Below are 15,272 nucleotides of genomic sequence, written 5' to 3' on the forward strand. Positions count from 1 at the left end.
GCCACGAATTGATCCGGACGTGTCCTCTCTAATGTGCAAGGCGCCGGGGCCCGACGGTGTCTTTGCCCGCTGAGAACATCGAAAGGTGACATCTGACATGGCTCAATCGTTCCTTGGCCAGAAACGTCTTCGGAAATACTATGGCAAAATCCGCGAAGTGCTGGAAATGCCGAACCTCATTGAGGTGCAGAAATCTTCTTATGATCTTTTCCTGCGCTCCGGCGATGCAGAGCAGCCCGCAGATGGCGAAGGCATCAAAGGCGTGTTCCAATCGGTTTTCCCGATCAAGGATTTTAACGAAACCTCCGTTCTGGAGTTCGTGAAATACGATCTGGAAAAACCAAAATACGATGTCGAAGAATGCATGCAGCGCGACATGACCTACAGCGCGCCGCTGAAGGTTACCCTGCGCCTGATCGTGTTCGATGTCGATGAGGACACCGGTGCTAAATCGGTGAAAGACATCAAGGAACAGGATGTCTTCATGGGCGATATGCCTTTGATGACGCCGAACGGCACATTTGTCGTGAACGGGACCGAGCGTGTGATCGTATCCCAGATGCACCGTTCGCCCGGTGTGTTCTTTGACCACGACAAGGGCAAGACCCATTCCTCGGGCAAGCTGCTGTTTGCCTGCCGCATCATCCCGTATCGCGGCAGCTGGCTGGACTTTGAGTTCGACGCCAAGGACATCGTGTTCGCCCGGATCGACCGCCGCCGCAAACTGCCTGTGACAACCCTGCTTTATGCGCTGGGTCTGGATCAGGAAGCGATCATGGACGCGTATTACAACACCGTGTCCTACAAGCTGGACAAGAAGAAGGGCTGGGTCACACCGTTCTTCCCCGAGCGCGTGCGCGGCACCCGTCCGACCTATGATCTGATCGACGCCAAGTCCGGTGAAGTGATTGCTGAAGCGGGCAAGAAAGTCACGCCTCGCGCGGTCAAGAAACTGATCGACGAAGGCACCGTTACCGATCTTCTGGTTCCGTTTGATCACATCGTCGGCAAATTTGTCGCCAAGGACATCATCAACGAAGAAAACGGCGCGATCTATGTCGAGGCCGGTGATGAACTGACACTGGAATATGACAAAGACGGTGACCTGATCGGCGGCACTGTGAAAGAGCTGATCGACGCAGGCATCACCGACATCCCGGTTCTGGACATCGACAACGTCAATGTCGGCCCCTACATGCGCAACACCATGGCTCAGGACAAGAACGTGAACCGTGAAAGCGCGCTGATGGACATCTACCGCGTCATGCGCCCAGGCGAGCCGCCCACCGTCGAGGCAGCGTCGGCCCTGTTCGACACGCTGTTCTTCGACAGCGAGCGCTATGATCTGTCGGCTGTTGGCCGCGTGAAGATGAACATGCGTCTGGCACTTGATGCGCCGGATACCCTGCGTACCCTGCGCCGCGAAGACATCGTTGCCTGTATCAAGGCGCTGGTGGAACTGCGTGACGGCAAAGGTGACATCGACGATATCGACCACCTTGGCAACCGTCGTGTCCGTTCAGTCGGCGAACTGATGGAAAACCAGTACCGTGTTGGTCTGCTGCGCATGGAGCGCGCGATCAAAGAGCGTATGTCGTCGGTCGAGATCGACACCGTCATGCCGCAGGACCTGATCAACGCGAAACCAGCCGCTGCCGCCGTCCGCGAATTCTTCGGCAGCTCGCAGCTGTCGCAGTTCATGGACCAGACCAACCCGTTGTCGGAAGTCACCCACAAACGCCGTCTCTCGGCGCTTGGCCCCGGTGGTCTGACACGTGAGCGCGCGGGCTTTGAGGTGCGCGACGTTCACCCGACCCACTATGGCCGGATGTGCCCGATTGAAACACCGGAAGGCCCGAATATCGGTCTGATCAACTCGCTGGCCACCTTCGCCCGTGTGAACAAATATGGCTTCATCGAAACACCGTACCGTGTCGTCAAAGACGCAGAGGTGACTGATGAGGTCCACTACATGTCCGCGACCGAGGAAATGCGTCACACCGTGGCGCAGGCGAACGCGACGCTGGATGAAAACGGCAAGTTCATCAATGATCTGGTGTCGACCCGTCAGGCCGGTGACTACACCCTCGCCCCGCGCGAGAATGTGGACCTGATCGACGTGTCGCCGAAACAGCTGGTTTCGGTCGCTGCATCGCTGATCCCGTTCCTTGAGAATGACGACGCCAACCGCGCTCTGATGGGCTCGAACATGCAACGTCAGGCGGTTCCGCTGCTGCGGGCCGAGGCGCCGCTGGTCGGCACCGGTATCGAGGAAAAGGTTGCGATCGACTCGGGCGCTGCGATCCAGGCGAAACGCGCCGGTATCATCGACCAGGTCGATGCCCAGCGTATCGTTATCCGCGCTACCGAGGATCTGGAACTTGGCGACGCTGGTGTGGACATCTATCGCCTGCGGAAATTCCAGCGTTCGAACCAGAACACCTGCATCAACCAGCGCCCGCTGGTGAAAGTGGGCGACACCGTCCAGAAAGGCGAGGTGATCGCCGACGGTCCGTCAACCGACATGGGTGAACTGGCTCTGGGTAAGAACGTGATTGTCGCGTTCATGCCGTGGAACGGGTACAACTACGAAGACTCGATCCTGATTTCGGAACGTATCGCGCGTGATGACGTCTTTACCTCGGTCCATATCGAGGAATTCGAAGTCGCCGCCCGTGACACCAAGCTGGGTCCGGAAGAGATCACCCGCGACATCCCGAACGTCGGTGAAGAAGCGCTGCGCAACCTCGACGAGGCCGGCATCGTTTACATCGGTGCGGATGTTGAGCCGGGCGATATTCTGGTCGGCAAGATCACTCCGAAGGGCGAAAGCCCGATGACCCCGGAAGAAAAGCTGCTGCGCGCCATCTTTGGTGAAAAAGCATCAGATGTGCGCGATACTTCGCTGCGCGTGAAGCCGGGCGATTACGGGACTGTCGTGGAAGTCCGCGTCTTCAACCGTCACGGCGTCGAGAAAGACGAGCGTGCGCTGCAGATCGAGCGTGAGGAAGTCGAACGTCTGGCCCGTGACCGGGATGACGAGCTGGCGATCCTTGACCGCAACATCTATGCGCGTCTGCAAGGCCTGATCCTGGGTAAGACAGCTGTCAAAGGCCCGAAAGGCGTCAAGGCAGGATCGGTGATCACCGAGGAACTGCTGGACATGCTGACCCGTGGTCAGTGGTGGCAACTGGCACTGGAAGACGAGAAGGACGCCCAGATCGTAGAGGCTCTGAATGAGCAATACGAAGTGCTCAAGCGCGCTCTGGATGCCCGTTTCGAAGACAAGGTCGAGAAAGTCCGTCGTGGTGACGACCTGCCGCCGGGTGTGATGAAAATGGTCAAAGTCTTCATCGCCGTGAAGCGTAAGCTGCAGCCGGGCGACAAGATGGCCGGTCGTCACGGGAACAAAGGTGTGATCTCCAAGGTTGTTCCAATGGAAGACATGCCGTTCTTGGCCGATGGTACTCCGGTTGACTTCTGTCTGAACCCGCTGGGTGTGCCTTCGCGTATGAACGTTGGTCAGATCCTTGAAACCCACATGGGTTGGGCCGCGCGCGGTCTGGGTCTGAACATCGACGAAGCTCTGGGTGAATACCGCCGTTCCGGCGACCTGACCCCGGTGCGCGAAGCGATGAAACTGGCCTATGGCGAAGATGTCTACGAAGAAGGCATCACTGGCATGGACGAGGAAACGCTTGTCGAAGCAGCGGGCAATGTAACCCGTGGTGTTCCGATCGCAACCCCGGTCTTTGACGGTGCCAAAGAGGCTGACGTCAATGACGCGCTGGTGCGTGCCGGCTTCTCGCAGAGCGGTCAGTCAATCCTGTTCGACGGTCGTACCGGTGAGCAATTCGCACGTCCGGTGACCGTGGGCATCAAGTACCTGCTGAAACTGCACCACCTTGTGGATGACAAAATCCACGCGCGTTCGACCGGGCCGTACAGCCTGGTTACCCAGCAGCCGCTGGGTGGTAAGGCGCAGTTCGGTGGTCAGCGCTTTGGTGAGATGGAAGTCTGGGCTCTGGAAGCCTACGGCGCCGCCTACACCCTGCAGGAGATGCTCACCGTGAAATCGGATGACGTCGCCGGCCGGACCAAGGTCTATGAGTCGATCGTCAAGGGCGAGGATAACTTTGAAGCGGGCGTACCGGAATCGTTCAACGTTCTGGTGAAAGAAGTCCGTGGCCTCGGCCTGAATATGGAACTCCTGGATGCGGAGGAAGAGTAGGGGCGGCAACGCCCCACACTCATCCCATCCCAATTTGTAAGGACGCAAAATGAACCAGGAAATCACCAACAACCCGTTTAACCCGCTGACGCCCCCGAAGGTCTTTGACGAGATCAAGGTCTCGTTGGCGTCGCCCGAGCGGATCCTGTCTTGGTCCTATGGCGAGATCAAGAAACCCGAAACCATCAACTACCGGACGTTCAAGCCTGAACGTGACGGTCTGTTCTGCGCGCGTATCTTTGGCCCAATCAAAGATTATGAATGTCTGTGCGGCAAATATAAGCGGATGAAGTATCGCGGCGTTGTCTGCGAGAAATGCGGTGTGGAAGTCACCCTGCAGAAAGTCCGCCGCGAGCGTATGGGCCATATCGAACTGGCAGCACCCGTAGCACATATCTGGTTCCTGAAGTCGCTGCCGTCCCGCATCGGTCTGATGCTGGACATGACGCTGCGCGATCTGGAACGCGTTCTGTACTTTGAAAACTATGTCGTTATCGAGCCCGGTCTGACCGACTTGTCTTACGGCCAGATGCTGACCGAAGAAGAGTTCATGGACGCTCAGGATGCCTATGGCATGGACGCGTTCACCGCGAACATTGGTGCCGAAGCCATCCGTGAGATGCTGGCCCAGATCGATCTGGAAGCCGAAGCCGAGCAGCTGCGCGCTGATTTGGCCGAAGCAACCGGCGAACTGAAGCCCAAGAAGATCATCAAGCGTCTGAAGGTTGTCGAGAGCTTCCTCGAGTCGGGCAACCGGCCCGAGTGGATGGTGATGACCGTAATTCCGGTCATTCCGCCGGAACTGCGTCCGCTGGTTCCGCTGGACGGTGGCCGGTTCGCGACTTCGGATCTGAACGATCTGTATCGCCGCGTCATCAACCGGAACAACCGTCTGAAGCGTCTGATCGAACTGCGCGCGCCTGATATCATCGTCCGCAACGAAAAGCGGATGCTGCAGGAATCCGTTGACGCTCTGTTCGACAACGGCCGTCGTGGCCGTGTGATCACCGGCGCCAACAAGCGCCCGCTGAAATCGCTGTCGGACATGCTGAAAGGCAAGCAGGGCCGCTTCCGTCAGAACCTTCTGGGGAAACGCGTCGACTTCTCGGGCCGTTCGGTCATTGTGACCGGCCCGGAACTCAAGCTGCACCAGTGTGGTCTGCCCAAGAAGATGGCGCTCGAGCTGTTCAAGCCGTTCATCTACTCGCGTCTTGAAGCCAAAGGTCTGTCTTCGACCGTCAAACAGGCGAAGAAACTGGTCGAGAAAGAGCGTCCCGAAGTATGGGATATCCTCGATGAGGTGATCCGCGAACACCCTGTCATGCTGAACCGTGCGCCGACGCTGCACCGTCTTGGCATTCAGGCGTTCGAGCCGGTTCTGATCGAAGGCAAGGCGATCCAGCTGCACCCGCTGGTCTGTTCGGCCTTTAACGCCGACTTCGACGGTGACCAGATGGCCGTTCACGTCCCGCTGAGCCTTGAGGCGCAGCTGGAAGCGCGTGTTCTGATGATGTCGACGAACAACGTTCTGTCGCCCGCAAACGGTGCGCCGATCATCGTTCCGTCACAGGATATGATCCTGGGTCTGTACTATGTGACCCTGGAACGCGAAGGCATGCCGGGCGAAGGCAAGGTCTTTGGCTCGATCGACGAAGTCCAGCACGCGCTGGACGCGGGTGAGGTGCACTTGCACTCGAAAATCACCGCTCGGATCAAGCAGATCGACGACGAAGGCAACGAAATTCAGAAGCGTTATGAAACCACTCCGGGCCGTCTGCGTCTGGGTGCTCTGCTGCCGATGAACAACAAGGCACCTTTCGAGCTGGTCAACCGTCTGCTGCGGAAAAAAGAAGTGCAGCAGGTGATCGACACCGTCTACCGCTATTGCGGTCAGAAAGAGTCGGTTATCTTCTGTGACCAGATCATGTCGATGGGCTTCAAAGAAGCGTTCAAGGCGGGCATTTCGTTTGGTAAGGACGACATGGTCATCCCGAACGGCAAGTGGAGCATCGTCGACGAAACGCGCAGTCAGGTGAAAGACTTTGAACAGCAGTACATGGATGGTCTGATCACTCAGGGCGAAAAGTACAACAAAGTGGTCGATGCCTGGTCGAAGTGTAACGACCGTGTGACTGAGGCAATGATGAGCACGATCTCGGACGTTGCCAAGGCCGAAGACGGGTCGGACATGGAGCCGAACTCGGTCTACATGATGGCTCACTCCGGTGCGCGTGGCTCGGTTACTCAGATGAAACAGCTGGGCGGTATGCGCGGCCTGATGGCCAAGCCGAACGGCGACATCATCGAGACGCCAATCATCTCGAACTTTAAAGAAGGTCTGACCGTTCTCGAGTACTTCAACTCGACTCACGGTGCCCGTAAGGGTCTTTCGGATACCGCTCTGAAGACGGCGAACTCGGGTTACCTGACCCGTCGTCTGGTGGATGTCGCTCAGGACTGCATCGTTCGTGAGATCGACTGCGGCACCGAGCGTGCGATCACTGCCGAAGCTGCGGTGAATGACGGTGAGGTTGTCGCCTCGCTTGCCGAACGTGTTCTGGGCCGTGTCTCTGCCGACGACGTTCTGCGTCCGGGTACGGATGAGGTTCTGGTCGCTGCAGGTCAGTTGATCGACGAACGTATGGCCGACATGATCGATGAGGCCGGTGTTGCTTCGATGCGTATCCGGTCGCCTCTGACCTGTGAGTCCGAGGAAGGCGTCTGTGCGACATGCTACGGTCGCGACCTTGCACGCGGTACCATGGTGAACACAGGTGAGGCTGTCGGCATCATCGCCGCCCAGTCTATCGGTGAACCCGGTACGCAGCTGACGATGCGGACCTTCCACATTGGTGGTGTTGCGCAAGGTGGCCAGCAGTCGTTCCAGGAAGCCAGCCAAGACGGTGTCGTTTCGTTCGAGAACCCGCAGATCCTGGCCAATGCCGCAGGCGAAAGCCTGGTCATGGGCCGGAACATGAAGCTGGTGATCAAAGACGAACATGGCGAAGAGCGTGCCAGCCACAAGCTGACCTACGGCTCGAAGCTGTTCGTGAAGGATGGCACCAAGGTAGCCCGTGGTGACAAGCTGTTCGAATGGGATCCCTACACCCTGCCGATCATCGCCGAGAAAGCTGGTACCGCGAAATATGTCGATCTGGTTTCGGGCCTTGCTGTCCGCGACGAGACCGATGAAGCAACCGGTATGACCCAGAAGATCGTGATCGACTGGCGCGCGGCCCCGAAAGGCAGCGAGCTGAAGCCTGAGATCATTCTGGTTGGCGAAGATGGCGAGCCGGTCCGCAACGATGCGGGCAACCCGGTTCACTATCCGATGTCGGTGGACGCGATCCTGTCGATCGAAGATGGTCAGCAGATCGAAGCAGGTGACGTTGTTGCGCGTATCCCGCGTGAAGGTGCCAAGACCAAGGACATCACCGGTGGTCTGCCGCGTGTGGCTGAACTGTTCGAAGCCCGTCGCCCGAAAGATCACGCGATCATCGCCGAGGCCGATGGTTACGTGCGCTTTGGCCGTGACTACAAGAACAAGCGCCGCATCAGTATCGAGCCGGCAGACGAGTCGATGGAAACGATCGAGTATATGGTACCCAAGGGTAAACATATCCCGGTCGCGGAGGGCGACTTCATCCAGAAGGGTGAATACCTGATGGACGGCAACCCGGCTCCGCATGACATCCTGTCTATCATGGGTGTCGAAGCGCTGGCGGATTACATGATTGACGAGGTGCAGGACGTGTATCGTCTGCAGGGCGTGAAGATCAACGACAAGCACATCGAAGTCATCGTGCGTCAGATGCTGCAGAAGTGGGAGATCCTGGATTCAGGCGACACCACCCTGCTGAAAGGCGAGCATGTCGACAAGCAGGAGTTTGATGCGGCCAACGAGAAGACACTCTCGCGTGGTGGCCGTCCGGCTCAGGGCGAACCGATCCTCTTGGGGATCACCAAAGCCTCGCTGCAGACACGTTCGTTCATCTCGGCGGCGTCGTTCCAGGAAACCACCCGCGTGCTGACCGAAGCGTCAGTGCAGGGCAAGAAAGACAAGCTGGTTGGCCTGAAAGAGAACGTCATCGTCGGCCGTTTGATCCCTGCCGGTACTGGTGGTGCAACTCAGGCCGTTCGTCACATCGCGCAGTCGCGTGACAACGTAGTCATCGAAGCACGACGGGAAGAGGCCGAGGCCGCCGCTGCCCTGGCCGCTCCGATCATGGATGATGATATGGTCGGGGATGAACTGGACGTTCTGATCGAAACACCGGAAAGCCGCGAGTAAGCAGCGCCATTCAGAACTAAAAAGGCCCCGCGAAATCGCGGGGCTTTTTTTCTTGCCGTACCAAAGTACGGAAATGTGAACCGAAGTGTCAGAACACGTCTATTGACCCAATTGCGCCATGCTTGTGGTTCTGCAATCAGTGGATTAGCGCTGTAATGTGTTTTCAGATAGTTTTGAGCTGACCCATGGACATCAAAAACAATTCCTTCGAGGACCGGGTGGCGCGGATCAAACAGCGCTCGGAAGAAAACACAAGCAAGTCACCTTCGCCTGGTACCGAAAGTGTCTGGCAGCGCCTGAGTTATCCCGCGGCGTTTCTGGGGGCTTTTTTGCTGGGTATTCTTGCGGTCTTCCTGTCTCGCTTCATTCAATATCAATCGGTTGGTATTCCGGTGCCCGGTCAGGTTGGTACGCAGGACTTCGTCAGCCTCGGCCTCGCAGGAGGGGCCTGTATTATGGTGATGCTTTTTCTGAAAGGTAAACTACGAGAGTTTGCCGGGGCGCTGACGGTTGGCGCGTTGGTGACGACATTTACTTTTCACAACCTTGTGTGGCAATACCCGGTGTTTTTCGAACGTGCATACGGAGAGGACTGGGTGGATTTTGTCAAAGACACGACAGAGCCTTCCAGCCTGAACCTGTTTGGGACCATCCTCCCATTCGGTTGATGATCACGCTGTCGCATGGTGCGATATTGACATCCGGCTCAAGTCCTTGGCCAATGCGGGGCGATCAATAGCCCCGGAGCTTGAAACAGCATGACTCCAAACACAAAAGGCGCCTTGCTAATGATGGGCAGCATGGCTGCATTTACCCTGAACGACACGCTGGTGAAGGTTACCTTGCAGGATCTGCCTTTGTTTCAGTTGGTGGCCCTGCGCGGGTTCTTGGCGGTTTTTCTGATCTATGTACTTGCCCGGTCTTTGGGCACGTTGCATCTGAATTTTTCGCGCCATGACAAGTGGCTGGTTGCACTGCGCTGCCTTGCAGAGCTGGCCGCGACTTTCTTTTTCCTGACGTCGCTGAAGAACATGCCCCTTGCCAATGTTACGGCCATTCTTCAGGCATTGCCTCTTACGGTAACCTTGGGTGCGGCTTTGGTTTTTTCCGAACAGGTTGGTTGGCGACGCTCACTGGCTATCGCCGTGGGTTTCGTCGGAATGCTTCTGATCGTAAGACCCGGGCCAGAGGGATTCAGTGTGTATTCCATCTATGCGCTGGTTGCAGTGGCTTCGATTACAGTTCGGGACCTTGTCACGCGACGTATGTCAGCCGACGTGCCATCGATGCTGGTTACGTTGGCCACTTCGGTTTCCATTGCAGGGGCCGCAGCAATAGCCTCAGTTTTCGAAGGATGGGTTCCGGTTTCGGCAACAGCGGGTTCCCTGGTCGCGGCGGCGGCCGTATTTGTGTTGCTTGGCTATTTGTTCAGCGTCATGGTCATGCGTCAGGGGGATGTCGGATTTATTGCGCCGTTCAGATATTCCAGCCTGATCTGGGCGCTCGGGTTGGGTTGGGTTGTGTTTGACGAATGGCCCGACAATCTGACGATGCTGGGTGCCGCCCTGATCGTGGGTGCCGGGTTGTTTACGTTGTTCCGGGCACGTGCGCGTCAGGGCTTGGCGTGACTCCGTCTGACCATGTCCTGATCAATGGCGAAACGGGTTTGAAACTCGAGCTCCTGCTGCCGGGTAAGAGGTGTAAGCCCGACATCGATCTTTCTGGTTCGTGGTGAGTCATTGAACCGGTTCAATCCCCGTACCCACATCGGAGTATCCGGTCGCGTCACAACGGGCATCGCTCGGTTGATCCTGTTATGGGCAAAATTCATGATCGATTTCTGCTGCCCACCCCGCACGTACATTCCAAGTCCGGCTGTTATCAACGGGCGGTGTACGCGAGCGGCTTGTATACCCTCAGCAGTGGCACGGGCCAGATAACCGCAATTGAAATCAATAGCGACCATAGCGCGCTTTTCAAACAAGCCGACGCAGTCCCTGACACAACCTCGGAGCCGTTCGACAAAATCCACGGCCACTGCATCATCGTCGTCGTGACGAAACTGAAGGCAGGGTTGATCGGGATTGTTCCGCGCCGAATTCAGGACATCCTGCATGACTTTCCTGTGCCGCCCCGGAGGTTTCGCGACTATGCGCACCTGCTTAAAACCCCCTGTCAGATCGTTGAGGCGGTCATATGCCAATTTGGGCAAGCAATCGCCGACCACGATTATCAACTGGAAATCGTCGTCAGACTGTTTTTTGAAACCGGGCAGGGCGACCGTCTCAAACAGGCGAAACCGCTCTTCCAACCTGTCGTGCTGGTACAGAAATCGCCGTCTGTCTTCGACACTCTCGTGCGTTGTCTGAAAACCGCCAATTGCGGGATAGGAAAACCTGCAAAGACCGATAACCTGCATTTTCTCAGCGCGCTGCATATTTGACGTCGAACGCGTCCGGGTCGATCAAGAACCGTGCCCGCAGGTCTTCTGCCTGCTGTGGCGTGAAGGATGATAACTCACTGGTATCTTTGCGTGCGTGGTCCGAGTCGTTGTACGCGTGAAGCATCCTTACCCACATGGGCGTGTCCGGATAGCTGACCACAGGCATGAACCGGGCCAGCCTGTTGTGCAACCGGTCAAAGATTGTCCGACTGCTGCTGGCCTGAACACACATACCCAGGCCAACACCCAGCAACGACCGATAGACCCGAGCGGCCTGAAACCCTCGAGCCTCGCGCCGGGCGATGAAACCTTGATTGAAATCTATGCCGACAGACTCGCTCTGCTGCATCAGTCCCGCATTCTCATGAACAGCGGCGCGGAGGCATTCTATGAAATCAACGGAAACGGCGTCATCGTCGTCATGTCGAAACTGCACGCAAGGCTGATGCGGATTCGCTCGCGCGGTGTTCAGTACCTCACGCATAATCTGCTTATGATCGCCAGGTTCCTTTTCAATGACACGGATCTGTTTGATCCCGGCGGTCAGATCGCGCAGCCGGTCCGCATAAATCTGAGGGAGGCAAGTCCCCGTTAACACCAACAGCTCAAACGCCGCATCTGTCTGGGTGTGAAAGCTGGGCAGAGTGATGGTCTCAAACAGGTGAAAGCGCTCTTCCAGCCGGTCAGGGGCATACAGAAACTGCCGCTGCTCTTCGATTGTATCCCGATTTAACCGAAAGCCGCCCGTTGCGGGATAGGAAAATCGGCAAAGGCCAATCACTTGCATCTGTAATCCATCAGCAGGTATTCCACACGACTATGCCCGTGCTACGGTTCAGCCGCAACAGGGACGGTGGCGCGTTATAAGGCAATCCGATACACCCGACACAACGCGAGCGCGGGGGCGTTGGTGTACAGCTGTTGACACTCGGGACGACTCCCCCTATACGCGCGTCATCTCGGTGCCGGGGGCCGCCCCGTAGCCGATTCCAGTAATGAACTGGTCAAGGCCCGGACAATTTTGCAGTTCGCGCCCTCTGAGAAACAACCGCGACGTTCACCTCGGAATGGGAACGCTCGTGGGTTTTGCGCTTGTGGACGCATAAGTGCAGCGAATTTAGCCGCACGCGACGCGCGTGCATGTCATGTGTGTTGCAAAACGGGGAAAGAACCGGAATGCCAACTATTCAACAGCTGATCCGCAAACCGCGGCAGCCGAAAGTAAAACGCTCGAAGTCCATGCACCTGGAGCAGTGCCCGCAAAAACGCGGTGTCTGCACACGTGTCTATACCACAACGCCCAAGAAGCCGAACTCGGCGATGCGTAAGGTTGCCAAGGTGCGCCTGACCAACGGATTCGAGGTCATCTCGTACATCCCCGGTGAAAGCCACAACTTGCAGGAACACTCGGTTGTTCTGATCCGTGGCGGTCGTGTGAAAGACCTTCCCGGTGTGCGTTACCACATCCTGCGCGGTGTTCTGGATACTCAGGGCGTCAAAGATCGTAAGCAACGTCGTTCGAAATACGGCGCGAAGCGTCCCAAGTAAGAAGGAGAGGCTGATATGTCACGTCGTCACGCCGCCGAAAAACGCGAAGTCCTGCCTGACGCCAAATTTGGCGATAAGGTTCTGACAAAATTCATGAACAACCTGATGATCGACGGCAAGAAGTCGGTCGCAGAGCGCATCGTTTACAACGCGTTTGACCGCGTTGAGAACAAGGTGAAGCGCGCTCCTGTCGAAGTGTTCCACGAAGCGCTCGACAACATCAAACCGTCGGTCGAGGTTCGCTCGCGCCGGGTTGGTGGTGCAACCTACCAGGTTCCGGTCGAAGTGCGCCCCGAGCGCCGCGAAGCACTGGCCATCCGCTGGCTGATCACCGCTGCGCGCGGCCGCAACGAAAACACCATGGAAGAACGCCTCGCCGGTGAACTGCTGGACGCCGTACAGTCCCGCGGTACTGCCGTTAAGAAGCGCGAAGACACCCACAAGATGGCCGAGGCGAACAAAGCCTTCAGCCATTACCGCTGGTAATTCTAGAGGCTTATCCAAATGGCACGCGAATATCCGCTCGAACTATACCGTAACTTCGGTATCATGGCGCACATCGATGCAGGCAAGACGACCTGCTCGGAACGTATCCTGTATTATACTGGTAAATCCCACAACATCGGTGAGGTGCACGATGGTGCAGCCACCATGGACTGGATGGAGCAGGAACAGGAACGCGGCATCACTATCACATCGGCTGCGACCACCACCTTCTGGGAACGCACCGAAGACGGTGAAACTGCTGACTCGCCCAAGCACCGCCTGAACATCATTGACACCCCCGGCCACGTTGACTTCACCATCGAAGTTGAACGCTCGCTGGCGGTTCTCGACGGTGCTGTCTGCGTTCTGGACGCAAACGCCGGTGTTGAGCCCCAGACCGAAACCGTGTGGCGTCAGGCTGACCGCTACAAGGTTCCGCGTATGGTGTTCGTCAACAAGATGGACAAGATCGGCGCAGACTTCTTCAACTGCGTTGCAATGATCGAAGACCGTACTGGCGCACGTGCTGTTCCGGTTGGTATTCCGATCGGCGCAGAGACCGAGCTGGAAGGCCTGATCGACTTGGTCACCATGGAAGAATGGCTGTGGCAGGGCGAAGACCTGGGCGCAAGCTGGGTCAAAGCACCGATCCGTGACAGCCTGAAAGACATGGCTGACGAATGGCGCGGTAAGATGATCGAAGCGGCCGTCGAAATGGACGACGACGCGATGATGGAATACCTGGAAGGCAATGAGCCCGACGTTCCGACCCTGCGCGCCCTGCTGCGTAAAGGTACTCTGGAAATCGCGTTCGTTCCGGTTCTGGGTGGTTCGGCGTTCAAGAACAAAGGCGTTCAGCCGCTGCTCAACGCTGTGATCGACTATTTGCCCAGCCCGCTGGACGTTGTCGACTACATGGGTTTCAAACCCGGCGACGAGGAAGAAGTTCGTGACATTCCGCGCCGCGCGGATGACGATATGGCGTTCTCGGGCCTGGCGTTCAAAATCATGAACGACCCCTTCGTTGGCTCGCTGACCTTCACCCGGATCTACTCGGGCACCATGAACAAAGGTGACTCGATCCTGAACTCGACCAAAGGTAAGAAAGAGCGCATCGGTCGTATGATGATGATGCACTCGAACAACCGGGAAGAGATCGAAGAAGCGTTTGCTGGCGACATCATCGCGCTGGCGGGTCTGAAAGACACCACCACCGGTGACACCCTGTGTGACGCCAAGGATCCGGTGGTTCTGGAAACCATGACCTTCCCCGATCCGGTGATCGAGATCGCGGTCGAGCCCAAGACCAAGGGCGACCAGGAAAAGATGTCACAGGGTCTGGCCCGTCTGGCCGCAGAAGACCCGTCCTTCCGCGTGGAAACTGACCTGGAATCAGGTCAGACCATCATGAAGGGCATGGGCGAACTTCACCTGGACATCCTGGTTGACCGTCTGAAGCGCGAGTTCAAGGTCGAGGCCAACATCGGTGCGCCGCAGGTGGCCTATCGTGAAACCATCTCGATGCCGGTCGAGCACACCTACACCCACAAGAAACAGTCGGGTGGTTCGGGTCAGTTCGCCGAGGTCAAGCTTGAGATCACTCCGACCGAGCCGGGCGAAGGCTACTCCTTCGAGTCCCGCATCGTTGGTGGTGCCGTTCCAAAGGAATACATTCCGGGTGTCGAAAAAGGCATCCAGTCGGTTATGGACAGCGGCCCTCTGGCTGGCTTCCCCGTGATCGACTTCAAGGTTGCCCTGCTGGACGGTAAGTTCCACGACGTTGACTCGAGCGTTCTGGCGTTCGAAATCGCGGGTCGCATGTGTATGCGTGAAGGCATGCGCAAAGCCGGCGCGAAATTGCTGGAACCAATCATGAAGGTCGAAGTGATCACTCCGGAAGAATACACCGGTGGTATCATCGGCGACCTGACCTCGCGTCGTGGCCAGGTGTCTGGTCAGGAGCCGCGCGGCAACGCAATCGCGATCGACGCATTCGTTCCGCTGGCGAACATGTTCGGCTACATCAACACCCTGCGTTCGATGTCGTCGGGCCGTGCCCAGTTTACCATGCAGTTCGACCATTACGATCCGGTTCCGCAGAACATCTCGGACGAGATCCAGGCGAAATACGCATAAGCGAAGATTTGAGGGAGCTCGGTTCACGGGCTCTCTTCATTACCGAAAAAGGAGGCCATCATGGCAAAGGAAAAGTTTGAGCGTAATAAGCCGCACGTCAACATCGGCACGATTGGCCACGTTGACCACGGCAAGAC

9 protein-coding genes are annotated in these 15,272 nt (G+C 57.2%); 7 read left to right on the plus strand and 2 right to left on the minus strand.

Annotated elements, in window-relative coordinates:
- Positions 1-97 precede the first annotated feature (97 nt).
- From rpoB to AC2FJB_RS19865, 4 genes are all read left to right on the plus strand, one after another.
- A complete protein-coding gene (rpoB, locus tag AC2FJB_RS19850; protein ID WP_117872205.1) occupies positions 98-4,231 on the plus strand; it encodes a DNA-directed RNA polymerase subunit beta in 4,134 nt (1,377 codons plus the stop codon).
- Between the two features lie 49 nt (positions 4,232-4,280).
- Complete coding sequence (rpoC, locus tag AC2FJB_RS19855) at positions 4,281-8,522, plus strand: DNA-directed RNA polymerase subunit beta' (protein WP_299901790.1); 4,242 nt, start codon at positions 4,281-4,283, stop codon at positions 8,520-8,522.
- Positions 8,523-8,707: 185 nt separating this feature from the next.
- A complete protein-coding gene (locus tag AC2FJB_RS19860) occupies positions 8,708-9,190 on the plus strand; it encodes a hypothetical protein (protein ID WP_117872209.1) in 483 nt (160 codons plus the stop codon).
- A 90-nt stretch (positions 9,191-9,280) separates the two neighbouring features.
- The gene (locus AC2FJB_RS19865) at positions 9,281-10,150 is read left to right on the plus strand and encodes a DMT family transporter (protein WP_299901793.1); all 870 of its coding nucleotides are present in this window, start codon (positions 9,281-9,283) and stop codon (positions 10,148-10,150) included.
- On the opposite strand, the gene AC2FJB_RS19870 is transcribed toward AC2FJB_RS19865, so the two are convergent.
- A complete protein-coding gene (locus tag AC2FJB_RS19870; RefSeq protein WP_496720344.1) occupies positions 10,135-10,959 on the minus strand; it encodes a glycosyltransferase in 825 nt (274 codons plus the stop codon). The genes AC2FJB_RS19865 and AC2FJB_RS19870 overlap by 16 nt on opposite strands.
- On the minus strand, positions 10,946-11,752 hold the full coding sequence (locus tag AC2FJB_RS19875) for a putative rhamnosyl transferase (RefSeq protein ID WP_496720346.1): 807 nt from the start codon (positions 11,750-11,752) through the stop codon (positions 10,946-10,948). The genes AC2FJB_RS19870 and AC2FJB_RS19875 overlap by 14 nt, the downstream gene beginning before the upstream one ends.
- Positions 11,753-12,141: 389 nt before the next feature.
- On the opposite strand from AC2FJB_RS19875, the gene rpsL reads away from it, so the two are divergent.
- From rpsL to fusA, 3 genes are read left to right on the plus strand one after another with little or no spacing between them, the layout of a single operon-like run.
- A complete protein-coding gene (rpsL, locus tag AC2FJB_RS19880; protein WP_005621086.1) occupies positions 12,142-12,513 on the plus strand; it encodes a 30S ribosomal protein S12 in 372 nt (123 codons plus the stop codon).
- A 15-nt stretch (positions 12,514-12,528) separates the two neighbouring features.
- On the plus strand, positions 12,529-12,999 hold the full coding sequence (rpsG, locus tag AC2FJB_RS19885) for a 30S ribosomal protein S7 (RefSeq protein ID WP_010441203.1): 471 nt from the start codon (positions 12,529-12,531) through the stop codon (positions 12,997-12,999).
- 18 nt (positions 13,000-13,017) lie between these two features.
- Complete coding sequence (gene fusA / locus AC2FJB_RS19890; protein ID WP_117872215.1) at positions 13,018-15,135, plus strand: elongation factor G; 2,118 nt, start codon at positions 13,018-13,020, stop codon at positions 15,133-15,135.
- Positions 15,136-15,272 lie beyond the last annotated feature (137 nt).

The organism is Ruegeria sp. CDSC085, from assembly GCF_059610465.1.

Bases quoted from the DNA above. Each gene is read 5' to 3' on its own strand.
- rpoB (WP_117872205.1), top strand. From the start codon at position 98: ATGGCTCAATCGTTCCTTGGCCAGAAACGTCTTCGGAAATACTATGGC.
- rpoC (WP_299901790.1), top strand. From the start codon at position 4,281: ATGAACCAGGAAATCACCAACAACCCGTTTAACCCGCTGACGCCCCCG.
- AC2FJB_RS19860 (WP_117872209.1), top strand. From the start codon at position 8,708: ATGGACATCAAAAACAATTCCTTCGAGGACCGGGTGGCGCGGATCAAA.
- AC2FJB_RS19865 (WP_299901793.1), top strand. From the start codon at position 9,281: ATGACTCCAAACACAAAAGGCGCCTTGCTAATGATGGGCAGCATGGCT.
- AC2FJB_RS19870 (WP_496720344.1), bottom strand. From the start codon at position 10,959: ATGCAGCGCGCTGAGAAAATGCAGGTTATCGGTCTTTGCAGGTTTTCC.
- AC2FJB_RS19875 (WP_496720346.1), bottom strand. From the start codon at position 11,752: ATGCAAGTGATTGGCCTTTGCCGATTTTCCTATCCCGCAACGGGCGGC.
- rpsL (WP_005621086.1), top strand. From the start codon at position 12,142: ATGCCAACTATTCAACAGCTGATCCGCAAACCGCGGCAGCCGAAAGTA.
- rpsG (WP_010441203.1), top strand. From the start codon at position 12,529: ATGTCACGTCGTCACGCCGCCGAAAAACGCGAAGTCCTGCCTGACGCC.
- fusA (WP_117872215.1), top strand. From the start codon at position 13,018: ATGGCACGCGAATATCCGCTCGAACTATACCGTAACTTCGGTATCATG.